The following is a 20,743-nucleotide window of genomic DNA, read 5'->3' on the forward strand; positions in this document are numbered from 1 at the left end:
GTACCCACTTCACCTGCAGAGATCAAGCGGAACAGCGATCGTCCACCGTGGCCTATCAAGCGCGATTGGTGAGGACCCCGGCGCCGCGGGATCGCCGACACCAACGGCTTCCTCCTGCAACGGGCCGGCCAGGCCGCCGACCACGGCGTCGCGGGCTCGGCGGCCCGACCGTGCGTGTCGAGTCGATGGCCGCCCATCAGCCCGACGTGATCGTCAACAGCACCGCAGATGCGGACGCCGTCAAGTCCCGGGACCTCGGGCGCGCGGCCGAGGTGGCTGGGGCCGAACAGGAGTACCCCGCCCGGGCCTCCGCGATCGGCACCGGGCTGGACACCAGCCGCGAGGCGGTGCCGATGACCGTCACCTGTCCGGCCGCAGATGCCTTGCCGCACCTCCGTCACGACGGCCGAGTGCGAGACCGCTCGAGCTGGAGCGGCGCTCCGCCCGACGTCGAGCCTGCGGAAACGGCGCCCTGAAGTCCCCTCCCCCTGGGTGCAGGATGGAAGGAGCACGAGAAGGGAGTCGGCGGTGAACCTCGCGGTCGGTGCGATCGCTTTCCTGTGGCTGGGCATGGTGCTGGCGCTGTCGTTCCTGGAGGCGCCCCTCAAGTTCCGCGCCCCCGGCATCACGGTGCCGCTCGGGCTCGGCATCGGGCGTCTCGTGTTCCGGGCGCTGAACATCGTCGAGGTCGTACTGCTCCTGGGGGTCGGGATCGCGCTGCTTGCCGGGCCGCGGTCCACGCCGATCCTGTGGGCCACCGCCGCGGTCGCCCTCCTGCTCGTCGTCCAACTCGCCGCGGTCCGGCCCGCGCTGGCCGCCCGCACCCGCCGGGTCCTCGCCGGCGACCCGCACACCGGCTCGCGGGCCCACCTCGCCTACATCGCCCTGGAGCTCGTCAAGGTCGGTGGCCTGGTCGTGCTCGGCCTCGCCGCCTCCGCCGTCATCTAGGGGGCACTTCGAGCCGCAGGTCCTCGAACCGGCCGTCGACGTAGCAGAAGTCGCCGTCGTCCAGATGCCACACCGCTCGTGCGCGAGCGGGGAGCAGGTGCCCGCCGACGCACTCCCAGCCGTCGACCGGCGTGGTCCAGCGGGCCCGGACCGGTCCGGAGGGCAGGGCGAGGTACCGGTCCGTGGTGGAGACGTCCAGGAGCCGCCCCAGCTCGTCGACCGTCAGCCGGACGGTGACGGTCAGGCCCGAGTCGGCCACCGTGACGTCGAACGACGAGTCGTCGACCGGGCTCCAGGTCGCGGCGGGGGTGAGGAGCATGCCCGGGGCGAGGAGGCAGGCGTCGTCGACCCAGGTGGCGAGCTCGCCGAGGTCGAACTCCGGCCCACGCCCCTCGGCGACGGGGACCAGGCCCAGCAGGGTGCCCCGCATCCGCCCGTGCCCGCCGAGGTAGGTGTCGGTGCCGAGCATCGGGACGACGCCGGCGACCCGCAGCCGCATCACGAACACCCGGACGACGGGGTCGGCGAGGTTGTACTGCCAGGCGGCGCACGGGAGCGGGCCCCCGGTGCGCCGCAACCGGAACCGGGCGCGGAGCCGGACCCGGAAGGACCGCGGGCGCGGCCGGCCGGGCACACCCATGGCCCGCAGGTACCGCTGCGCCGGCCCGGGCAGGCCCGCGAGGTCGGCTGCCGTCACCGCGGGGCGTTCGGCGGGGTCCCAGGGCAGCGCCAGCGCACGGACGGCCCGGTCGAGTCGCCGCACCGACACCTCAACCCTCCCAGTCCGGCCCCCGCCGCAGCAGCGTGTGGGCCGCGATCCCGACGCCCGCGAGCAGGACGAGGATCAGCGCGAACGCGGGGACGTCGCCGACGGTGCGCACCAGGATCGCCCCCACGATCGCCCCGAGGAGCAGGCTGAGCACCGCCGACGCCCGCCGCAGGACCGCCTCCCGGGTCGAGTGCGTGCGGTCCGCGACGAGCCCTGTCATGGACATCCCGACGACGCTGGTGGTGAGGTCCGGGACGGCGATCCGGCGGCCCACCGCGTTCTGCAGGCCCATCGCCACGGCCGCGATCACGGCCGTCGCCAGCGTCGGGGCGGAGTCGACCACCGGCGGGTGGACGGCCACGAGGACGAGGCAGACCGCGAGCAGCACCCATTCGATCAGGACCGCGGCCCGGAGCAGCCCACCCCGCCCGTCGATCCTGTCGATGAGGAACCCCGCCGCCGTCGCGCCGGCCAGGAACCCCACCAGCACGGCCAGCGAGGTGCGGAGGGAGAACCCCGGCGCACCCCCGATCGCGAACCCGGTGATGACCACGTTGCCGGTCATGTTGGCCACGAAGACCCGGCCGAGGGTGAGCAGGCTGATCGCGTCGATCACCCCGGTGACCGTGGTGAGGACGAGCAGCAGAACGGGGAGGGACCCGTGGCGCTCCCCGGCGAGGAGCAACCGCGGTCCGGCCGTCATACGGACGAGTGAAGCAGCCCCGCGCCGCACGCGGAAGGGTCAGGTCCGCGGACCCCGGCGCACCAGGGAACCGATCAGCGGCACCAGCACCAGCACCCGGCCGAGCGGGCCGCCGGTCGGACGCGGCCCCCGCCGCGGACCGCTGAGGTCCTTCAGTATCCGCGCCATCCGCGCCACCGCCTCCCGACGTCTCGACCATCGAGCGTCGGGGCGCCGACTGTGACCCGCAAGTCGATCTTGCGAGCCCGCGGGCACCGACACCCGCGAAACCACCCCGGTCAGGCGATCGGGTGCGAGTCGCCGTCGACCCGCTCAGGGGGCGGCGCGCCCGGCCCCCGGGCGGGCGTGGGCGCGGTCCCGTCCGAACCCGTCGTCCGGCACCCCGTCGGCGCCGGGCGGACCGGCCGTCGAGCGCTCGTAGCGGTCCAGGAAGAGGTGGAGCGCGTCGTCGACCTGGCGCAGCTCGGCGGCCTGCAGGTCGAGGAAGGCCTCGCCCTCCCCGGTCAGCCGGTAGGTGCGGCGGGCGGGCCCGGCCTTCGGGATGGACCACTGCGAGCGCACCAGGCCGCGTCGCTCCAGGCCGCGGAGCGCGCGGTAGACGCCTCCGGAGTCCCCCTCGCCGTCGTGCAGCGGGCCGAGCCGGGAGACGAGCTCGTAGCCGTGGTCGGCCTGCTCCCGCAGCAGCAGGAGCAGGCAGGGTTGCAGGAAGTTGCGCGGTTCGAGCACGGCCATGCGGGCTCCCGGGACGATGGCGGTGGTGGACGCCTCAAGAAGCGATAGTGGCCGCCTGTGACCTGGAGCACAAGGCCCGGATCGATCAGAGCAGGGCGGGCGTCCCGTCCCGCCGGACCGGCGCGCGACCTGCGGTGAGGGCGTGCAGCGCGGCGAGACAGACGGCCAGCCACGCCCCGCCGAGGAACCACCCGGCCAGCACGTCGGTGAACCAGTGGACGCCCAGGTAGAGCCGCGAGACCCCGATGAGGACGATCGTCGCGGCGGCCGTGCCGAGCGCGGCCACGCGCACCACGAGCGAACGCACGAGCCGGGCGGCGACGATCGCGACCACGCCGACGATCACGATCGACCCCAGCGCGTGCCCCGAGGGCAGCGACGGGTCGAACTGCGGCACCAGCTGGGTGGCGACGGGCGGACGGGGTCGGGCGTAGAAGTCCTTGAAGGCGGGCACGAGCACGGCCACCCCGGCGCTCGCGACGGTGACCGTCGCGGCCTCCCACCAGTGCCGCCGCCACACGAGCACCGCGACCGCGACGAGGGCCAGCACCAGCGTGCCGAGGGTGCCGCCGTAGCGGCTCGCGGTCTCCATCACCACGGTCCAGTCCCGCGCCCGGTGCGCGACGAGCCAGCCGAGCACGGGCCGGTCGGCGGCGGCGAGGCTGCTGTGGTCGGCCACCGAGTCGACGACCGTGGCCTGCGCCGTGAACAGCGTCGACGCGACGCCGGTCCCCCAGACCGCGGGCCGGCGCAGCACCCGGCGGGCCGGCGCGACCAGCGCGCCCACGGCGGGCAGGCCCGGCAGCGGGGCGCCCCCGGTGCCGGTGGTGGCACGCAGTCCCACGCGGTAGGCGCACAGGGCGACCGCGGTCACCAGCCAGCACATCCAGACCAGCACCCCGGCGCCCTGCTGGAGATCGGCGAACCGCACGGTGTGCCTCCTGTCGTCTCGAGCGTCCCGCCCGGCGGGCGGTATCCGACGACGGGGAGTGTGCGCCGCGGATGCTGTAGCGGCGCTGAGAGGAGCTGAGAGGAGCCGGGGATTATTGCGTGCTGGGCCCGGGTGCCCCTCCCTCCGGGCCCAGCACGCGAGGCGGGCATCGTCGGCTCCCCAGCGACGACGCCGTGGCGTTCGCCGGTCCCGGGGCGGTGTGCCCCACCGGCTGACGACAGTGGTAGTCACCGAAGGGCGGCCCTGTCCACGGGCTAGTAGATTCCGCGCCCGCCGCGTCCAGGTTCGGGCCGGAAGGCCCTGGGGGCAGCACGGACCCCCGAGGAGGGTGACCGGGGTGGACGGTGGCATGGGCCATGGGCCGTGTCCGGGTCCCGCCGGGGTGTCGATCGGCGCCGCGGCGGACTACGTCGGGGTGTCGGTCGAGACGCTGCGGGCGTGGCAGCGGCGCTACGGCGTCGGGGCCAGCGCGGTGACCCCCGGCGGCCATCGCCGCTACACCTTCGACGACCTGGTCCGGCTGCGCACCGTGCGGGACCTGGTCGAGGCGGGCGAGTCGACCGCCGTGGCCGTGCGCACCGTGCAGGGTCCCCGCCGGGCGCCCGTCGTCCCCGAGCCGGACGTGTCCGCCGCGCGCAAGCTCGCCGCGGTGTGCATGGAGCTCGACGGGCACGCCGCCCGCCACCTCGTCGGCGCACTGCTGGCGGCCGAGGGCGTGGTCCGGACGTGGGAGACCCTGGTCCGGCCGGCCTTCACCACCCTGGAGCGCCTGCCGCTGCCCGCGGCCCGGACGGTGGGAGCCGAGCACCTGCTCTCACACGTCGTGCTCGGCACGCTGGGCGCCCGCGTCGGCCGCGAGCCGCGGGACCGGTCCGCCGTCGTGCTGGCCTGCGCCCCCGCCGAGCAGCACGAGCTGCCGATGGCGGTGCTCGCCGCCGCGCTCGCCGAACGCGCGGTGCGGGGCACCCTGCTCGGCAGCCGCACCCCGGCGGCGACGCTCCTGGCCGCCGCCGGCATGCCCGGTTCCACGCGGATCGTCCTCTACGCGCACCTGCCGGTCGACGACCCGGAGGGCGCGATCCGCATGCTCCCCGACCCCGCGGCCGTGATCGCCGCCGGACCGGCCTGGGACGCCGTGCCGCTCGACGCCGCCGTCCGGGTCTGCAACGACGTGGCCTCCTGCCTCGCCGCGATCGGCACGGGGTGACGACGGACCGGCGCCGGTGACCGCTAGTCCAGCTGCGGCCGGATCTCCGTGTGGAACCGGCCGAACAGCTCGCGCCCCTGGTCGGCGGTGCCGCGGATGGCCGGCACGATCAGCTCGTCGAGGCCCGCCTCCCGCCAACGGCCGATGACGTCGACGATCTCGGCCACCGATCCGGCGACGACCCCGGCCGGCGCGTCGGCGGCGGAGCCGTCGATCTGCAGCACGGCCTGGGTGGAGCGCCGGATCGTGCGGGGGTCGCGGCCGATCCGTGCGCAGTGCTCGTCGAGCACGGCGGACTTGTGCGCGAACACCTCCGGCGTGGACCAGCAGTTCCACTCGTCCGCGTACCGGGCGACGACGCCGAGCATCCGCTGCTCGCCCGAGGCCCCGAGCATGAGCGGGATCCGTCTGCCCGAGGTGACGGGCGGGGCGTCGGTGACCGCGTAATGAGTGCCCGCGACGGTCGTCCGCGGGTTGCGGAGCAGGCCGTCGAGCACGGCCAGGCCCTCCTCGAGCCGGTCGATCCGCTCGCGGACCGGGCCCAGCGCGATGCCGTAGGCGGCGTGCTCGTTGAGCTGCCAGCCCGCGCCCATGCCCAGCACCAGCCGGCCGCCGCTGAGGTCGTCGATGGTGGCCGCGGTGGCGGCGAGCACCGCCGGGTGCCGATAGGTCATCGACGCGACGAGGCTTCCCAGCCGGACCCGGGGCACCGCCGTCGCCAGGCCGGCGAGCACGCCGAAGCACTCGCGCATCCGGGTGTCGGACCGCTCCTCGGTACCGGTGTTGCCCATGAAGTGGTCGGCGACCCAGATGCCGTCGTATCCGGCGGCCTCGACCTCCCGGGCCACCGCCACGATGTCGCCGGCCGACCACGTGGTGCCCAGCCAGGCCCCGACCGCCAGTTCCGCCACGTCTCCTCCTCTATCGCGAGGGGTCCAGGAGATCACGGCTGCGGCGACACGGCGTCGCCGGCCGTTAGCATCGCCGGATGGCCTCGGTCCTGGTGGTGGAGGACGACGACACGATCGGCGACGTCGTGGCCTCCAGCCTGCGGTCGCACGGCTACGGGGTGGAGCTGGCGCGGACGGGGGCGGCGGCCGTCGAGGCGGCCCGCGGCCCCGGCTTCGACCTCGTCCTGCTCGACCTCGGGCTGCCCGACCTCGACGGTGTGGAGGTCTGCCGGCGGCTGCGGCAGCGGCTGCCCGCCGCGGTGATCGTGATGCTCACGGCGCGGCGGGCCGAGATGGACGTCGTCGTGGGGCTCGACGCCGGCGCGGACGACTACCTCACCAAGCCCGTCCGGCTGCACGAGCTGCTCGCCCGCATCCGCGCCCACCTGCGCCGGGCCGGGCCGCCCGTGGCGCCGGCGGTGGTGCAGCTGGGCGACCTGAGCCTCGACGTCGGCGGCCGGCGGGTGCTGGTGCAGGGCCGCGAGCTGGCGTTGCGCAGCAAGGAGTTCGACCTGCTCGCGCGGCTGGCCCGCGAGCCGGACACCGCCGTGAGCCGGGAGACCCTGATGGCCGACGTCTGGGACGAGCACTGGCACGGCCCCACCCGCACGCTGGATGTGCACGTCGCCTCGCTTCGGCGGCGCATCGCCTCCTTCGACGGGGCCCGGGTCCCGCGGATCACGACGCTGCGCGGGCACGGCTACCGGCTGGAGCACCCCGACCGCGTCGCCCCGGAGGGCTGACGGATGCGCAGGGTCGATCGGCGCAAGGTTGATCGGCGCGGGGTTGATCGGCGCAGGGTTGATCGCAGCGGGGCCGACGGTCGACGGGCTGATCGGGGCCGGCCCGAGCCGGTCCGCCGCCGCCTGGTCGGGCTCACCGTCGCCACGGCCGCGATCGCCGTGGGGCTCTTCGGCATCCCGCTCGCCGTCGGGCTGGTGCAGTACAGCCTGGAGGACCAGGAGTCGGTGCTGCAGCGGACCGCCAGCCTCACCGCGCGGTCGGTGCAGAGCGAGCTGGCCCGCGGCGACGCCCCGACCGTCCTGCCGGACCTGCCGACCGGCGTCGTCCTCGCCGTGTACGACGGCGACGGGGACCTCGTCCTCGGCGACGGCCCGGAACCCGCGGGCGACGAGATCGGCCGGGCCCTCGCCGGCCGGGGCTCGCACGCGACGATCGACGGGGACATCGTCGTGACGGTGCCGGTGACCGGGCGACACGACCCCGACGGCGCCGTCCGCGCCGCGATGCCGGTCTCGGCGGTCTACGCCGGGCTCGTGCCGATCTGGCTCGGGATGGCCGGGCTCGCCGGCGCGGTGCTGGTCACCGTGTGGCTGCTGGCGCGGCGCCAGGCCCGCCGGCTCGCCACGCCGCTGGAGGACCTCGCGGGCGCCGCGCGCCGGCTCGGCGAGGGCGACTTCAGCGTGCGCACCGGCCGGGCGGGCGTCGCCGAGATCGACCAGGTCGGCGGGGCGCTGGACAGCACCGCCGAGCGGCTCGACGCGCTGCTGGCCCGGGAGCGCGCCTTCTCCCAGGACGCCTCGCACCAGCTGCGCACCCCGCTCACCGGGCTGCGGCTGCGGCTGGAGGCCGCGCTCGACCGCCCCGACGCGGACCTGAAGGCGGCGCTGGTGGCCGGGATCGCCGAGGCCGACCGCCTCGAGCGCACGATCGACGAGCTGCTGCAGCTCGCCCGGGAGCGCACCGGCCGCGGCGAGCCGACGGACGTCGACGCGTTGGTCCGGGAGCTGGAGCCGGCGCGGGCCGAGCGGCTGGCGGTGTCCGGGCGCGGGCTCGTCGTGGACGTGGCACCGCAGCTGCCGCCGGCGGCCGCATCGGCGGCGGCGATCCGGCAGGTCCTCGGTGTGCTGCTGGACAACGCCGAGGTCCACGGGGCCGGCACCGTGCGGATCGTGGTGCGCGAGTCGGGCGAGGCGCTGGCCGTCGACGTCGCCGATCAGGGCGCCGGGCCGGGCCCCGACCCGTTCGCCGCCCCGCCGGAGCGGGCCACCGGCGGCGGGGTCCACGGGATCGGGCTGCCGCTGGCCCGCCGGCTCGCCGAGGCGGAGGGCGGGCGCCTGGTGCTGGGCCGGTCGGTGCCGCCGGTGTTCACGCTGTTCGTGCCGGCGGCGTGGCCCGAGACCGTCGTCGAACCCGCCCCGGTCGTGCCCGAGCCGGCCGAGGAGGTCCCGCTCGGCCGGTGACCGCTACCCGGTGATGGTCTGCGGCTCGCCCCAGGGGTTCACCGTGAACGGGGTCGCGAGGTCGAGGTTGCCGTCGTCGAGCAGGGCGTCGAGGGCGTCGACGCGGCCGACGGACTCGCTCCACACCTCGCTGGTGGCCGACGAGCTCGGGTTCTCCAGCGTGGTCCGCCGGATGTCGAGGAAGTCCCGCAGCCACTCGGTCTCGTCGATGCCGCCGGCGGGCGACCCGCCCATGTCCGCGTCGGTCTGCCGGACCAGCGAGGGCAGGCCGTCGGGGCCGTCCTGGGTGCCGTGCTCGACCGCGGTGTCGACGAGGATCGCCAGGCCCAGCGCCGAACGGATCCCGTCGGCGTCGGCGAGCTTGCGCGCCGGGGCGACGTACAGCGCGTCCGTGACCTGGTCCTGCACCTGGCGGAACACCGGGTCGGCGGCGGCGGTCCGCCAGGCGTCCGCGAAGCCGTCGAGCTTCCCCGTCGAGTCGTCGTACGCCGCGGCGAGCTCGGTCAGGGCCGGGACGTAGCCGGCGATGGGGTTGTCCGGGACCCGCGCGGTGTAGCTCTTCACCACCGTGAGCAGGTCGCCGCACGCGGTGCAGAAGCCCGCCCGGCCCGCGGTGTAGCCGCGGCCGTCGTCGAGGTCCTCGACGTAGGCGTACTGCACCTCCGGCGTGCCGTTCTCGAACACGCTGACCATCTGCGCGATGACCTGGTCGACGTCGCGGTCGCTCGCGGCGGACCCGCCGGCCGCGGACCCGGTCGGGCCCGCGGTGCCCGGGCTGCCCGCTCCGCCCGGGAGCAGGAACAGGGCGGCCGTGAGGAGGGCCGCACCGGCGACGACGGCGCCGAGTACGGCGAGGAACCGGGTGCGCCCCGGGGCCGGGCGCCGGGGCGACCCGCCGGCCGGGCGGGCCTCCCGGGAGAGGAACAGGGTCCGCTGCATCACTGTCCATGGTCGTGGGGGCGGGGCCGGACGCGCCGGCCGGGGTCGCCGTCGACCCTAGGAAGGTCCCGGCCAACGGTTCGGCAGGTCCGTGTAAGGGGAACCTCAAATCGAGGTGCAGGTCTCACCTCGCCGGGCCCGCCGCGGCCCGCTCCTCCAGGAGGTGGCGCAGGTGCCGCAGCGCCGGCAGCGCGGCGGTGACGGCGGCCCGCTCCTCCGGGGACAGCCGGGTGACCAGGTCGTTCAGGACCGCGGACCGGTGCCCGGCCCACGCGGCGAACCGGGCCTCGGTCTCCGCGGTCGGGGACAGCGTCGCCTGTCGCCGGTCCGCCACGCCGGGCCTCCGGTCGAGGAGACCGGCCCCGACGAGGTGGGTGACCCGCGTCAGTCCAGGCCGGCGCGGCGGGCCGCCCGGCCGATCTCCGCGTCGGAGCCGGACGGGGTGTAGCGGCGGACCTCCTGGGTCGACCGCAGCACCTCGCGCAGCGCGGGCAGGCCGCCGGTGAGGACGCCGGCGGCACGGGCCTGCACCAGGGCGTTGCCGAGCGCGGCGGCCTCGACCGGGCCGGCGAGCACGGGCAGGCCGCAGGCGTCGGCGGTGAGCTGGCACAGCAGCTCGTTGCGGACCCCGCCGCCGACGAGGTGCACGACCTCGATCTCGCGGCCGGACAGCTCGGCCGCCCGGCGCACGGTGCGCCGGTAGGCCAGGGCGAGGCTGTCGAGGATGCAGCGCACGACCGCCGCCCGGTCCCGCGGGGGTTCCTGGCCTGTCTCGGCGCACACCTCCGCGATGCGGGCGGGCATGTCGCCGGGCGGCAGGAACCGCGGGTCGTCCGGGTCGACCGCGGTGGTGAAGGCGGGGACGTCGGCCGCGGCGGCCAGCAGCGCGCCGAGGTCCGGGTTCCCCCAGGTCCGCAGCGACTCCTGCAGCAGCCAGAGCCCCATGACGTTGCGCAGGTACCGGACGGTGCCGTCGACGCCGAGCTCGTTGGTGAACCCGGCCGTTCGCCCGGCCTCGCCGAGCACCGGTTTCTCGAGCTCCACCCCGACCAGCGACCAGGTGCCGCAGGAGACGTAGGCGAAGCGGTCGTCCGCGGCCGGCACCCCGACGACGGCCGACGCCGTGTCGTGTGAACCCACGGCGGTGAGCGGGACCGGGCCGGTCAGCCCGGTCTCCGCCAGCACCTCGGCGGTCAGCTCGCCGAGCCGCTCCCCCGGCTCGCACAGCGGCGGCAGCAGCCCGCGCGGGATGCCCAGCCGGTCGGCGAGCCCGCCCGCCCACTGCCGGGAGGTGGCGTCGAGCAGGCCGGTGGTCGAGGCGTTGGTGATCTCGGCCCCGACCGCGCCGGTCAGCCAGTGCGCCAGCAGGTCCGGGATCAGCAGCACCCGCCGGGCGGCCGCGAACCGGGCCGTGCCCTGCGCCGCGGCCAGCTGGAACACGGTGTTGAACGGCAGGTGCTGCAGCCCGTTGACCGCGTACAGCTCCTCCGGCCCGACCACGGCGTGCACCGCCGCCACCCCGGCCTCGTGCGCGCCGTCACGGTAGTGGACCGGGTTGCCGAGCAGGGCGCCGTCGGCGTCGAGCAGCCCGACGTCGACGGCCCAGCTGTCGATGCCGACCCCGTCGAGCCGCTCGCCCGCGCGCCCGGCGGACCGCAGGCCGTCGAGCACGCCGGCGTGCAGGGCCAGGACGTCCCAGTACAGGGTGCCGCCCGCCCGGACCGGCCGGTTCGGGAAGCGGTGCGCCTCCGCGAGCTCGAGCGTTCCGGGGCCGACGCGGGCGGTCATGACCCGGCCGCTCGACGCGCCGAGGTCGACGGCGGCGAACGTGCCGGTCATCGCAGGAACGCGGCGGCGACCCCGGAGTCGACCGGGATGTGCAGGCCGGTGGTGCGGGTGAGGTCGCCGCCGGTGAGGGCGAAGACCGCGGCGGCGACGTGCTCGGGCAGGACCTCGCGCTTGAGCAGGGTGCGACGGGCGTAGAACTCGCCGAGCTCCTCCTCCTTCACCCCGTACACCGCGGCCCGGCTGGCGCCCCAGCCGCCGGCGAAGATGCCCGAGCCGCGGACGACGCCGTCGGGGTTGATGCCGTTGACCCGGATCTGGTGTGGGCCGAGCTCCGCGGCCAGCAGCCGGACCTGGTGGGCCTGGTCGGCCTTGGTGGCGCCGTAGGCGATGTTGTTCGGGCCGGCGAACAGCGAGTTCTTGCTGGAGATGTAGACGATGTCGCCGCCGATGCCCTGCTCGATCATGATCCGTGCGGCCTCGCGGGAGACGAGGAAGCTGCCCTTGGCCATGACGTCGTGCTGCAGGTCCCAGTCGGACTCGGTGGTCTCCAGCAACGGCTTCGAGATGGACAGCCCGGCGTTGTTGACGACCAGGTCGACCCCGCCGAAGGCCAGCGCGGCCTCGCGGAACGCGGCGGCCACGGCCTCGCCGTCCGACACGTCCGCGGCCACGCCGATCGCCGTGTCGGAGTTCCCGATCTCGGCCGCGGCGTCGACCGCCTTCTGCAGGTCCAGGTCGGCGACGACCACGCAGGCGCCCTCGGCGGCGAGCCGCCGGGCGACCGCCTTGCCGATGCCCGACGCCGCGCCGGTCACGAACGCGACCCGGGTGGCCAGCGGCTTCGGCTTCGGCATCCGCACGAGCTTGGCCTCCTCGAGGGCCCAGTACTCGATACGGAACTTCTCGGCCTCGTCGATCGGGGCGTAGGAGGACACGGCCTCGGCGCCACGCATGACGTTGATGGCGTTGACGTAGAACTCGCCGGCGACCCGCGCCGTCTGCTTGTCCTTGCCGAAGCTGAACATGCCGACGCCGGGGACCAGCACGATCGCCGGGTCGGCGCCGCGCATGGCCGGGCTGTCCGGGGTGGCGTGGCGCTCGTAGTAGGCGGCGTACTCCGCGCGGTACTCCGCGTGCAGCTCCTTCAGCCGCGTGACCGTCTCCTCCACCGTGGCGGTGGCGGGCAGGTCGACGACGAGCGGGCGGACCTTGGTGCGCAGGAAGTGGTCCGGGCAGGAGGTGCCCAGCGCGGCCAGCCGCGGGTGCTCGGCGCGGGCGACGAAGTCCAGCACGACGTCCGAGTCGGTGTAGTGCCCGACCTGCGGGCGGTCCGTCGACGCCAGCCCGCGGACCACCGGCGCGAGCGCGGCGGCCCTGGCGCGGCGCTCGGCCTCGGGCAGCGCGGCGTAGCCGTCGAGGACGGGGCCGAACGGCTCGGCCTTGCCCTTGTCCTGCAGGAACTTCTCCGCGGTGCGGATGATCTCCAGGGAGTTCGCCTCGCACTCCTCGGACGTCCGGCCCCAGGCCGTGATGCCGTGCCCGCCGAGGATGCATCCGATGGCCTGCGGGTTCTTCTCCGCGATCGCGGAGATGTCCAGCCCCAGCTGGAAGCCCGGGCGCCGCCACGGCACCCACACCACGCGGTCGCCGAAGCACTCCCGGGTCAGGGCCTCGCCGTCGGCGGCGGTGGCCAGCGCGATCCCGGAGTCGGGGTGCAGGTGGTCGACGTGCGGGGCCTCGACCAGCCCGTGCATCGCGGTGTCGATCGACGGGGCCGCGCCGCCCTTGCCGTGTGGGCAGAAGTCGAACGCCGCGACCATCTCGTCCTCGCGCTCGACGCCCGGGTAGACGTCGACCAGCGCGCGCAGCCGGTCCAGCCGCAGCACGGCCAGGCCGGACTCGGTCAGCGTGCCCAGGTCCCCGCCGGAGCCCTTGACCCACACCAGGTCCACCGGACGGCCGGTCACCGGGTCCGGCTCGCTGGCCTTGGCCGAGGTGTTGCCCCCGGCGTAGTTGGTGTTGCGCGGGTCGGCGCCGAGGCGGTTGCTGCGCCCGAGCAGGTCGTGCACGGCCGGGTTCGTCACGAGGAGGTGTCCTTTCGGGACTTCGGGGTGGGAGGGGTCTTCCGGGCGCTCAGGCGCCCCAGCTCGCCTGCTCGCCGCCCACGCGCTCGGCGGCGATCTTCTCCCCGTGGCCGGAGGCGCGGTAGGCGGAGAACGGGTCGGCGGGCAGGCCGCGGGACTCGCGGAACGCGGCGAGCAGCGGCCGGATGTCCGTGTGGTAGGCGTCCATCAGGACGGCGTTGGCACCGAGGACGTCACCGGCGTGCTGGGCGGCCCGCAGCGCGTCCCGGTCCACGAGCAGCGCCTTCGCCGTGGCCTCCTGGACGTTGAGCACCGAGCGGATCTGGCCGGGGATCTTCGGCTCGATGTTGTGGCACTGGTCGAGCATGAAGTTCACACCCGACTCCGGCCGCAGGGCGTCGTTGCCGACGATCTCGTTCATGATCCGGAACAGCTGGAACGGGTCCGCCGCGCCGACGATCAGGTCGTCGTCGGCGTAGTTGCGCGAGTTGAAGTCGAAGGCGCCCAGCCGCCCCGCCCGCAGCAGCTGCACCACGATGAACTCGATGTTGGTGTTCGGCGCGTGGTGGCCGGTGTCGAGCACGACCTGCGCCCGCTCCCCCAGCGCCAGGCAGTGCAGCAGCGACGTGCCCCAGTCCGGGATGTCGGTCGTGTAGAAGTACGGCTCGAAGAACTTGTACTCCAGCAGCAGCCGCATGTGCGGGTCGAGCAGCGCGTAGATCTCCTGCAGGGACTCGGCGAGGCGGTCCTGGCGGGCGCGGATGTCGTCCTGGCCGGCGTAGTTGGTGCCGTCGGGCAGCCACAGCTTGAGGTCCGTCGACCCGGTGGCGCGCATGACGTCGACGCACTCGGTGTGGTGCGCGATCGCCTTCTTGCGCACCGCCCGGTCCGGGTGGGTCAGCGAGCCCAGGCGGTAGTCGTCGTCCTGGAAGAGGTTGGAGTTGATCGCGCCGATGCGGACGCCCAGGTCCGCGGCGTGCGCGGCCAGCGCGCCGTAGTCGTCGACCCGGTCCCACGGGATGTGCAGCGACACCCGTGGCGCCAGTCCGGTGTGCGCGTGGACCTGCGCCGCGTCCTCGAGCTTCTCGAACGGCGTGCGGGCGGTGCCCGGCTGCCCGAACACCTTGAAGCGGGTGCCCGAGTTCCCGAACGCCCAGCTGGGCAGCTCGATCGTCTGCTCCGCCAGGGCGGCGAGGACGGCCGGATCGGGTCGGTCGGTGGTGGGCGTCATCGGTCATCACCTCGGGAGGAGGAGGGGGCGGCGGGGGCGCGCCGGACTCCCCGGCGTCATTCACTGAAACGTATCAAAACCGGCGCCGACGGTAACGTTCCCATCACCGACACGTCAACCCCGCACAGGTTCGCGGACGTCAGCGCTGGCTTCCGCCGACCTGTTCGGTACCGGAGATACCGAAGTGGGCCCTCTTGCGCGGGCCGCCCTCCCGTGACAGAGTCCCGGCCCGACAGTTTTGAAACGGTTCATCACCGGTTCACGCCGGACGAGGCCCCGAGGAGGTGGCGGGTGGGCGAGCGCGTCTGCTTCCTCATGCACCTGCGCCCGGAACTGGTCGACGGGTACCTCGAGGCGCACCGCGAGGTGTGGCCGGAGATGCTGGAGGCCCTGACCCGGCACGGCTGGCGGGACTACTCGCTCTTCCTGCGCAAGGAGGAGGGACTGGTGGTCGGCGTCGTGACCAGCGACGACTTCGCGGCGTCGCTGGCCGGCATGGACGGCGAACCCGTCAACACGCGCTGGCAGGCCACGATGTCGCGCTACTTCCGCAAGGAGGACGGGAGCCGGCCCGACGAGGGCCTCGAACGGCTCGACGAGTACTTCCACCTGGCCTGACCGGCCCGGGCGAGCACCTCCGGGGCCGTGCTCGACCAGCGCTCGCCCGCAATCCGCAGGCACCAGGCCCCGTCCACCCCACCCGACCCCTGAGAGGGCAGCGACGATGCGTATCGGGAGCAAGGAGACCACCGGTTGGAAGGCGACGATCTCCGTCGCCATGTCCAACTACATCGAAGCCGGGTCGATCATCGCGATCGCCACGAGCCTGTCGCTCTGGCAGGAGCGCTTCGGCATCGACGACTTCGCCGTCGGGCTGCTCGCCGCGATCAGCGCGAACGCCTTCGGCGCGGCGATCGGCGCCGCCGTCGGCGGGCCGCTCTGCGACCGGTACGGCCGCAAGTTCATCTACACCTACGACCTGCTGCTCTACATGGTCGGCGTGCTCCTGGCGGCCTTCGCCGTCAGCTACCCGATGCTGCTGATCGCCTTCCTGATCACCGGCATCGCGGTGGGCGCGGGCGTCCCGGCCTCGTGGACGTACATCGCCGAGGAGGCGCCGCCGGCCCAGCGCGCCAAGCACGTCGGCACCGCACAGCTCGCCTGGTCCATGGGCCCGGTGCTCGGCTTCCTGCTGGCGGTGGTGCTGACCGGCCCGCTCGGCCTGCTGGGCAGCCGGGTCATCTTCGGCCACCTGTTCGTCGTCGCGTTCATCGTCTGGTACATCCGGCAGGGCCTGCACGAGTCGACGATGTGGAAGGAGAGCCGGGTCGCGGACGCGAACCGCCGCCGCGGCGGCCTGCGCGCCCTGTTCACCGGCAAGGCCAACATCACCGCGCTGCTGTTCCTGTTCGGCGTGTACGGCGGCTGGAACGTCGTCGCCGGCCAGATGGGCATCTTCATGCCGCGCGTCTACGAGACCGCGGGCGTCGAGAGCGCGACCGAGCAGAACCTGCTGCAGGTGCTGCTGTGGAGCTGCACGGTCCTCGCGACCTACTTCGGCTTCATGCTGCTCGCCGACAAGATCAGCCGGCGGCTCCTCTACGTCGTGGGCGCCGCGCTCGGCATCTTCGCGTGGGTCCTGCTCGTCTTCGCCAACGCGACCCTGCCGATCCTGCTGCTCTTCGCCGTCTCCTGGGGCATCTCGGCCGGTATCGGCGCCCAGGCCTTCTACGCGCTCTGGACCAGCGAGCTCTTCGCCACCCCGTACCGGGCCAGTGCGCAGGGCGTCCTGTTCTTCGCGGTCCGGCTGGCGATCGGCCTGCTCAGCTACTTCTTCCCGACGATGCTCGCCACCCAGGGCGTGCCCGCGGTCGGCCTGGTCATGATCGGCCTGCTCGCCTTCGCGCTGATCGTCGGCGCGATCTGGGCGCCGCGGACGCAGGGCAGGTCGCTGCAGGAGATCGAGCGCGAGCGGTACGGCGAGGTGGTCTCGGCCGAGCTCACCACGCCGGCCAAGACGACCGGCGCCACCGCCTGACGGCTCGCGACCGCGGCCCGACCGCGGCCTGATCGCGCACGACCCGCGGCGGTCCTCCCGGATCCGGGAGGACCGCCGTCGCGGTCGCTACCGTGGGGGCGGCAGATCGAGCGGAAGGACCGGATGGCCAGCATCAAGGACGTCGCCCGGCTCGCCGGGGTCTCGCTCGGCACGGTCAGCAACGTCCTCAACCGCCCCGAGCGGGTCAGCCCCGAGCGCCGCGCGCGGGTCGAGCGCGCGATCGAGGAGCTGGGCTTCGTGCGCAGCGAACCCGCGCGCCAGCTGCGCGCCGGGCTGAGCCGGACCATCGCCGTCGTCGTGCTGGACGTGGCCAACCCGTTCTTCACCGACATCATCGAGGGTGCCGAGGAGCTCGCCGAGCAGCACGACGCCCAGGTCGTGGTGTGCAACAGCGGCGGCGACCCCGAGCGCGAGGCCCGCCACCTGGACCGGCTCGTGCAGCAGCAGGTGCTGGGCATCCTGCTCTCCCCCGTGCACGAGGTCGTCAGCGCCCAGCTGCTCGCGGCCCGCCGTCGGCACCCCCCGGTCGTGTTCGTCGACCGGGTCCCCGCCGCGCCGGGGTTCGCCTCGGTCGCGGTCGACGACGTCCACGGCGGCGCCCTCGTCGGCGACCTCCTCTCCACCACCGGGCACGAGCACATCGCCTTCGCCGGCGGGCCGATGTCGCTGCGCCAGGTCGTCGACCGGCTGCACGGGCTGCGCTCGACCTTCCGCGGCCGGCGCGTGGACGTCGTCGAGACCCCCGAGCTCACCATCCGGGCGGGCGCCCGGGTGCTCGACGACCTGCTCGCACGCCCCGCCCGCGACCGCCCGACCGCCCTGTTCTGCGCCAACGACCTGCTCGCCATCGGCGTGCTCAACGCCTGCATGCGCCGCCGGATCGCGGTGCCGGACGAGCTGTCCGTGGTCGGCTACGACGACATCGACTTCGCCGAGACCGCCAGCGTCGCCCTCACGACCGTCGGGCAGCCCGGACGCCGGCTCGGCCGGGAGGCCGTGGAGCTGCTGCTCGCCGAGGTGGGTGGGGTGGAGGCGCCCGCCGGCTCCCCGCGCAACCTGGTGTTCGAGCCCGAGCTGGTGGTGCGCTCCTCCACCCGCCCGTCCGACGTGCGGCTCACCGCAGGCCCCTCCGCCTCCTGACAGCGTGCATCCGCGAGCCCCAGGGGCGGCAACACCCACTCGGGCGTCGGACAGGCCGTCGACGCCCTGTGGGGTGCACCGGTCGGGTGTGGCACGAGGAAGGAGCGGGTGTGCCCGGGCAGGAGCCGATGTGCCGGGGCAGGATCGGCCGGTCGGCCGACGCCGCGGCTTCCGCGACGGACCGGGCACCATGGGGACATGCCGAGTCGTGTGCTGGTCGCCGACGACGACCGGGCGATCCGGGAGTCCCTCGCGCGCGCCCTCGAGCTGGAGGGCTATGCCGTGGTCCCGGCCGTCGACGGGGTGGAGGCGCTGTCGCTCGTCCGCCGGGAGTCGTTCGACGCACTGGTCGTGGACGTGATGATGCCGGGCGTCGACGGGCTGGCGGTGTGCCGCGTGCTGCGTGGCGACGGCGACCACACGCCGATCCTCATGCTCACCGCCCGGGTCGAGACCCCGGACCGGGTGGCAGGGCTCGACGCGGGCGCCGACGACTACCTGCCCAAGCCGTTCGAGCTCGACGAGCTGCTCGCGCGCCTGCGGGCCCTCATCCGCCGGGCCGCCGTGCACGGGGGCGACACCCCGCGCGCGGCCGAGACGCTGCGGACCGGCGCGCTGCGGATCGTCCCGGCGGCCCGCCGCGTCTGGTGGGACGAGGCCGAGCTGCAGCTGTCGAAGACCGAGTTCGACCTGCTGGAGCTGCTGGTCCGCAACGAGGGCATCGTCCTCGACCACGCCACGATCTACCAGCGGATCTGGGGCTACGACTTCGGCGCCGACTCCAAGAACCTCGCCGTCTACATCGGCTACCTGCGCCGCAAGCTCGCCGCGGCGGGCGCTCCGCCGCTGATCCACACCGTCCGCGGGGTGGGCTACACGGTGCGTGCGGCATGAGCCTGCGGACCCGGTTCGCCCTGGCGTTCGCGCTGGTCGCGGTCGTGGTGGCCGGGCTGGTCGGCTTCCTCAGCTACCGGGCCGCGTCGGACCGCACCACCGACGAGATCGACCGCTCCCTCCGCGCGACGGCCGCGGCGGTCGCCGCGGGACGGACCGAGGTGCTGGATCCCGTCGTCGTCCGGCACGGGCACGGACCCGACCGGGACCACGACGGGGACCACGACGGCGATCACGACGGGGACCAGCCGCTCGTCGGCCAGCTCGTGAACCCGGACGGGACCACCCTGTTCCTCGGCGGCCGCCCGGAGACGCTGCCGGTGTCGGCGACCGACCGCGCCCTGGCCGCGGCGGGGGTCGCGGGTGCGACGGCGAGCCGCGACGTCCGCGTCGACGGCGACGACTACCGCCAGCTGACGACCGCGCTCGGCGGCGGCCGGGGCGCGCTGCAGGTGGCGACCGACGCCGAGGAGAGCGAGCGTGTCCTGGCCGGGACGGCGAGCCGCATCCTCTGGGTCACCGCCCTCGTGGTGGTCGTGGCCGCGGCCGTGGGCTGGCTGCTCGCGCGGCGGATCACCCGCCGGCTGGTGCAGCTGGCCGGGATCGCCGAGGAGGTCAGCGCGAGCGGGGTGGTCGAGCGGGAGGTCCCGGTGCACGGGCGGGACGAGGTGGGTCGGCTGTCGGCGTCCTTCACCACGATGCTGGGCCGGCTCGCGGCCGCCCGCGAGGCCCAGGACCGCCTGGTCCAGGACGCCGCCCACGAGCTCCGCACCCCGCTGACCAGCCTGCGGACCAACGCCCGCGTGCTCAGGCGCCTCGACGAGCTGTCCCCGGAGGCGCGGGCCCGGCTGATCGACGACGTCGAGGGCGAGACCCGCGAGCTCAGCAAGCTGGTCGACGAGCTGGTCGAGCTCGCGCTGTCCCGGCAGGGGGACGAGGTCGACGAGCCCGTCGATCTGGGCGCCCTCGCGGAGCGGGCCGCCGAGCGGGTCCGGCGGCGGACCGGGCGGCGGATCGAGGTGCTGGTCGAGGACGGGGTCGTGCCGGTCCGGGGGCGTCCGCGGGCGCTGGACCGGGCCGTGACCAACCTGCTGGAGAACGCGGCGAAGTTCGACGGGGGCGGCGAGCGCCTCGAGGTGTGGGTGGGCGGGGGCCGGGTCGCCGTCGCCGACCGCGGCCCGGGGATCACGCCGCGGGACGCGGAGCGGGTGTTCGACCGCTTCTACCGCGCCGACGCCGCCCGCGGCCTGCCCGGCTCCGGGCTCGGGCTGGCGATCGTGCGCGACGTGGCGGACCGGCACGACGGCACGGTGTTCGCGGAGGCGCGCGAGGGCGGCGGGGCGTGCGTGGGCTTCACCGTGGGCGAGGGCCGGTTCTTACCCGGCTCCGAACCTGGCCACGTCGGGGACTCACCGGCGGCCTCCAGCATGGGCGGCACCTGAACGACGACCCCGGGAGCCCCATGACCTCCCCCGCCGGTCCCGCGCCGGACCACTCCGAGGCGCCCACCGCCGCCACGCCCACCGACGCCGTCACGGCCGCGACCACCGGAACCCGCACGCGGGCGTCCGACGCCGAGCGCGAGCGCGTCGTCACCCGGCTGCACCACGCCGTCGGCGAGGGCCGGCTCGACCTCACCGAGGCCGAGGAGCGGACCGCCGCCGCGTACGCCGCCCGCTTCCGCGACGAGCTCGACCCGCTGCTCGTCGACCTGCCCGGCGGGCCCGCCGGCGCCGAGCCGTGGTCGGCGATCTGGGAGTCCGTGGTCTGGCGCGGCCACCGGGCCGTGTGGGGTCCCGAGGCCGGCCGCCCGACCGCACCGCAGTGCCGCACCGCCGTCGCGGTGCTGGCCGCAGCCGTGGTGTGGGTCCTGCTCTGCATGGTCGTCGGTGCCGTGGTGGTGGCCGCGTGAGCGCCGCCCGGGCGGCCCGCCGGCCCGTGATCGTGCTGACCGCCGCCGTGCTGGGGCTCGGCGCGGCCGGCGGGATCACCGGGATGGCGCTCGGCGGCGTCGGCGCGGCGGTGTCGGACCGGGTCTCCGACGCCTCCTCCGACTCCTCGCCCGGCCCCGGGTTCCACCATTGGCACCACGACCACGACCGGTTCGACGACGACTGATCCCGGCCCGGCAGCCGCTCCCCCT

General features: G+C 74.9%; 23 protein-coding genes. 12 read left to right on the forward strand and 11 right to left on the reverse strand.

All coding sequences use genetic code 11. From position 1 onward, the window contains the following. Nucleotides 1-185 precede the first annotated feature (185 nt). Together PKE99_RS35570 and PKE99_RS35575 are read left to right on the forward strand one after the other, a co-directional pair. Nucleotides 186-476, forward strand: coding sequence for a hypothetical protein (locus PKE99_RS35570; protein WP_271214964.1), 291 nt, complete (start codon nucleotides 186-188; stop codon nucleotides 474-476). Between the two features lie 94 nt (nucleotides 477-570). Further along, the gene (locus PKE99_RS35575; RefSeq protein WP_051738333.1) at nucleotides 571-948 is read left to right on the forward strand and encodes a hypothetical protein; all 378 of its coding nucleotides are present in this window, start codon (nucleotides 571-573) and stop codon (nucleotides 946-948) included. Here PKE99_RS35575 and PKE99_RS35580 read toward each other — a convergent pair. The 5 genes from PKE99_RS35580 to PKE99_RS35600 form a co-directional block, all read right to left on the reverse strand. Beyond that, nucleotides 941-1,717 carry a DUF6544 family protein gene (locus PKE99_RS35580; RefSeq protein WP_037053860.1) on the reverse strand — a complete coding sequence of 259 codons (777 nt, stop codon included), beginning with the start codon at nucleotides 1,715-1,717 and terminating at the stop codon, nucleotides 941-943. The genes PKE99_RS35575 and PKE99_RS35580 overlap by 8 nt on opposite strands. Nucleotide 1,718: 1 nt before the next feature. Then, entirely contained in the window at nucleotides 1,719-2,420 is a 702-nt protein-coding gene (locus tag PKE99_RS35585; protein ID WP_051738324.1) for a YoaK family protein, read from the reverse strand. Nucleotides 2,421-2,459: 39 nt separating this feature from the next. Then, on the reverse strand, nucleotides 2,460-2,588 hold the full coding sequence (locus PKE99_RS35590) for a hypothetical protein (protein WP_269323062.1): 129 nt from the start codon (nucleotides 2,586-2,588) through the stop codon (nucleotides 2,460-2,462). A gap of 144 nt (nucleotides 2,589-2,732) precedes the next feature. Further along, complete coding sequence (locus PKE99_RS35595) at nucleotides 2,733-3,152, reverse strand: helix-turn-helix transcriptional regulator (protein ID WP_051738325.1); 420 nt, start codon at nucleotides 3,150-3,152, stop codon at nucleotides 2,733-2,735. An 85-nt stretch (nucleotides 3,153-3,237) separates the two neighbouring features. After that, complete coding sequence (locus tag PKE99_RS35600; protein WP_051738326.1) at nucleotides 3,238-4,083, reverse strand: phosphatase PAP2 family protein; 846 nt, start codon at nucleotides 4,081-4,083, stop codon at nucleotides 3,238-3,240. A gap of 370 nt (nucleotides 4,084-4,453) precedes the next feature. On the opposite strand from PKE99_RS35600, the gene PKE99_RS35605 reads away from it, so the two are divergent. Continuing rightward, nucleotides 4,454-5,311, forward strand: a complete 858-nt coding sequence (locus tag PKE99_RS35605; protein WP_156068086.1) for a MerR family transcriptional regulator — start codon at nucleotides 4,454-4,456, stop codon at nucleotides 5,309-5,311. A 23-nt stretch (nucleotides 5,312-5,334) separates the two neighbouring features. On the opposite strand, the gene PKE99_RS35610 is transcribed toward PKE99_RS35605, so the two are convergent. Beyond that, nucleotides 5,335-6,222 carry an LLM class flavin-dependent oxidoreductase gene (locus PKE99_RS35610; protein WP_051738327.1) on the reverse strand — a complete coding sequence of 296 codons (888 nt, stop codon included), beginning with the start codon at nucleotides 6,220-6,222 and terminating at the stop codon, nucleotides 5,335-5,337. A gap of 77 nt (nucleotides 6,223-6,299) precedes the next feature. Here PKE99_RS35610 and PKE99_RS35615 point away from each other — a divergent pair, with 77 nt between their 5' ends. Both PKE99_RS35615 and PKE99_RS35620 read left to right on the forward strand, forming a co-directional pair. Beyond that, entirely contained in the window at nucleotides 6,300-7,004 is a 705-nt protein-coding gene (locus PKE99_RS35615) for a response regulator transcription factor (RefSeq protein WP_037053867.1), read from the forward strand. A gap of 3 nt (nucleotides 7,005-7,007) precedes the next feature. Then, entirely contained in the window at nucleotides 7,008-8,465 is a 1,458-nt protein-coding gene (locus PKE99_RS35620) for a sensor histidine kinase (protein ID WP_081924745.1), read from the forward strand. Nucleotides 8,466-8,468: 3 nt separating this feature from the next. Here the strand turns inward: PKE99_RS35620 and PKE99_RS35625 are convergent, their stop codons facing one another. The 5 genes from PKE99_RS35625 to rhaI all read right to left on the reverse strand — a co-directional run bounded on the left by PKE99_RS35625 (nucleotide 8,469) and on the right by rhaI (nucleotide 14,507). Beyond that, nucleotides 8,469-9,404 carry a chitosanase gene (locus PKE99_RS35625; RefSeq protein ID WP_156068087.1) on the reverse strand — a complete coding sequence of 312 codons (936 nt, stop codon included), beginning with the start codon at nucleotides 9,402-9,404 and terminating at the stop codon, nucleotides 8,469-8,471. Nucleotides 9,405-9,528: 124 nt separating this feature from the next. Then, nucleotides 9,529-9,738, reverse strand: coding sequence for a hypothetical protein (locus tag PKE99_RS35630; RefSeq protein ID WP_051738329.1), 210 nt, complete (start codon nucleotides 9,736-9,738; stop codon nucleotides 9,529-9,531). A gap of 50 nt (nucleotides 9,739-9,788) precedes the next feature. Then, complete coding sequence (locus PKE99_RS35635; RefSeq protein ID WP_037053870.1) at nucleotides 9,789-11,243, reverse strand: rhamnulokinase; 1,455 nt, start codon at nucleotides 11,241-11,243, stop codon at nucleotides 9,789-9,791. Continuing rightward, nucleotides 11,240-13,276, reverse strand: a complete 2,037-nt coding sequence (locus tag PKE99_RS35640) for a bifunctional rhamnulose-1-phosphate aldolase/short-chain dehydrogenase (protein WP_037053873.1) — start codon at nucleotides 13,274-13,276, stop codon at nucleotides 11,240-11,242. Before PKE99_RS35640 ends, PKE99_RS35635 begins: the two co-directional genes overlap by 4 nt. Before the next feature lie 49 nt (nucleotides 13,277-13,325). Then, nucleotides 13,326-14,507, reverse strand: a complete 1,182-nt coding sequence (gene rhaI / locus PKE99_RS35645) for an L-rhamnose isomerase (RefSeq protein WP_037053876.1) — start codon at nucleotides 14,505-14,507, stop codon at nucleotides 13,326-13,328. 291 nt (nucleotides 14,508-14,798) lie between these two features. Between rhaI and PKE99_RS35650 the strand changes: the two genes are divergently transcribed. The 7 genes from PKE99_RS35650 to PKE99_RS35680 all read left to right on the forward strand — a co-directional run bounded on the left by PKE99_RS35650 (nucleotide 14,799) and on the right by PKE99_RS35680 (nucleotide 20,718). Further along, the gene (locus tag PKE99_RS35650) at nucleotides 14,799-15,125 is read left to right on the forward strand and encodes an L-rhamnose mutarotase (protein ID WP_231498485.1); all 327 of its coding nucleotides are present in this window, start codon (nucleotides 14,799-14,801) and stop codon (nucleotides 15,123-15,125) included. 106 nt (nucleotides 15,126-15,231) lie between these two features. Then, nucleotides 15,232-16,545 (forward strand): MFS transporter, encoded by a 1,314-nt coding sequence (locus tag PKE99_RS35655; protein ID WP_037053879.1) that lies wholly within the window; start codon nucleotides 15,232-15,234, stop codon nucleotides 16,543-16,545. A gap of 123 nt (nucleotides 16,546-16,668) precedes the next feature. Continuing rightward, on the forward strand, nucleotides 16,669-17,706 hold the full coding sequence (locus PKE99_RS35660) for a LacI family DNA-binding transcriptional regulator (protein ID WP_051738330.1): 1,038 nt from the start codon (nucleotides 16,669-16,671) through the stop codon (nucleotides 17,704-17,706). A gap of 198 nt (nucleotides 17,707-17,904) precedes the next feature. Continuing rightward, entirely contained in the window at nucleotides 17,905-18,600 is a 696-nt protein-coding gene (locus PKE99_RS35665) for a response regulator transcription factor (RefSeq protein ID WP_037053882.1), read from the forward strand. Further along, nucleotides 18,597-20,042: a sensor histidine kinase gene (locus PKE99_RS35670; RefSeq protein ID WP_037053884.1), complete on the forward strand. Its 1,446-nt coding sequence runs from the start codon at nucleotides 18,597-18,599 to the stop codon at nucleotides 20,040-20,042. The genes PKE99_RS35665 and PKE99_RS35670 overlap by 4 nt, the downstream gene beginning before the upstream one ends. Nucleotides 20,043-20,062: 20 nt before the next feature. Continuing rightward, entirely contained in the window at nucleotides 20,063-20,512 is a 450-nt protein-coding gene (locus PKE99_RS35675) for a DUF1707 SHOCT-like domain-containing protein (protein WP_037053887.1), read from the forward strand. After that, complete coding sequence (locus PKE99_RS35680; RefSeq protein ID WP_037053892.1) at nucleotides 20,509-20,718, forward strand: hypothetical protein; 210 nt, start codon at nucleotides 20,509-20,511, stop codon at nucleotides 20,716-20,718. Before PKE99_RS35675 ends, PKE99_RS35680 begins: the two co-directional genes overlap by 4 nt. Nucleotides 20,719-20,743 lie beyond the last annotated feature (25 nt).

The organism is Pseudonocardia halophobica, from assembly GCF_027922425.1.
Lineage (GTDB): Bacteria > Actinomycetota > Actinomycetes > Mycobacteriales > Pseudonocardiaceae > Pseudonocardia > Pseudonocardia halophobica.

Coding starts and splice junctions, on each gene's coding strand:
- PKE99_RS35675 (WP_037053887.1), top strand. CDS start 20,063: ATGACCTCCCCCGCCGGTCCCGCGCCGGACCACTCCGAGGCGCCCACC.
- rhaI (WP_037053876.1), bottom strand. CDS start 14,507: ATGACGCCCACCACCGACCGACCCGATCCGGCCGTCCTCGCCGCCCTG.
- PKE99_RS35620 (WP_081924745.1), top strand. CDS start 7,008: ATGCGCAGGGTCGATCGGCGCAAGGTTGATCGGCGCGGGGTTGATCGG.
- PKE99_RS35665 (WP_037053882.1), top strand. CDS start 17,905: ATGCCGAGTCGTGTGCTGGTCGCCGACGACGACCGGGCGATCCGGGAG.
- PKE99_RS35585 (WP_051738324.1), bottom strand. CDS start 2,420: ATGACGGCCGGACCGCGGTTGCTCCTCGCCGGGGAGCGCCACGGGTCC.
- PKE99_RS35635 (WP_037053870.1), bottom strand. CDS start 11,243: ATGACCGGCACGTTCGCCGCCGTCGACCTCGGCGCGTCGAGCGGCCGG.
- PKE99_RS35570 (WP_271214964.1), top strand. CDS start 186: ATGGCCGCCCATCAGCCCGACGTGATCGTCAACAGCACCGCAGATGCG.
- PKE99_RS35595 (WP_051738325.1), bottom strand. CDS start 3,152: ATGGCCGTGCTCGAACCGCGCAACTTCCTGCAACCCTGCCTGCTCCTG.
- PKE99_RS35625 (WP_156068087.1), bottom strand. CDS start 9,404: ATGCAGCGGACCCTGTTCCTCTCCCGGGAGGCCCGCCCGGCCGGCGGG.
- PKE99_RS35615 (WP_037053867.1), top strand. CDS start 6,300: ATGGCCTCGGTCCTGGTGGTGGAGGACGACGACACGATCGGCGACGTC.
- PKE99_RS35660 (WP_051738330.1), top strand. CDS start 16,669: ATGGCCAGCATCAAGGACGTCGCCCGGCTCGCCGGGGTCTCGCTCGGC.
- PKE99_RS35655 (WP_037053879.1), top strand. CDS start 15,232: ATGCGTATCGGGAGCAAGGAGACCACCGGTTGGAAGGCGACGATCTCC.
- PKE99_RS35670 (WP_037053884.1), top strand. CDS start 18,597: ATGAGCCTGCGGACCCGGTTCGCCCTGGCGTTCGCGCTGGTCGCGGTC.
- PKE99_RS35590 (WP_269323062.1), bottom strand. CDS start 2,588: ATGGCGCGGATACTGAAGGACCTCAGCGGTCCGCGGCGGGGGCCGCGT.
- PKE99_RS35575 (WP_051738333.1), top strand. CDS start 571: ATGGTGCTGGCGCTGTCGTTCCTGGAGGCGCCCCTCAAGTTCCGCGCC.
- PKE99_RS35605 (WP_156068086.1), top strand. CDS start 4,454: ATGGGCCATGGGCCGTGTCCGGGTCCCGCCGGGGTGTCGATCGGCGCC.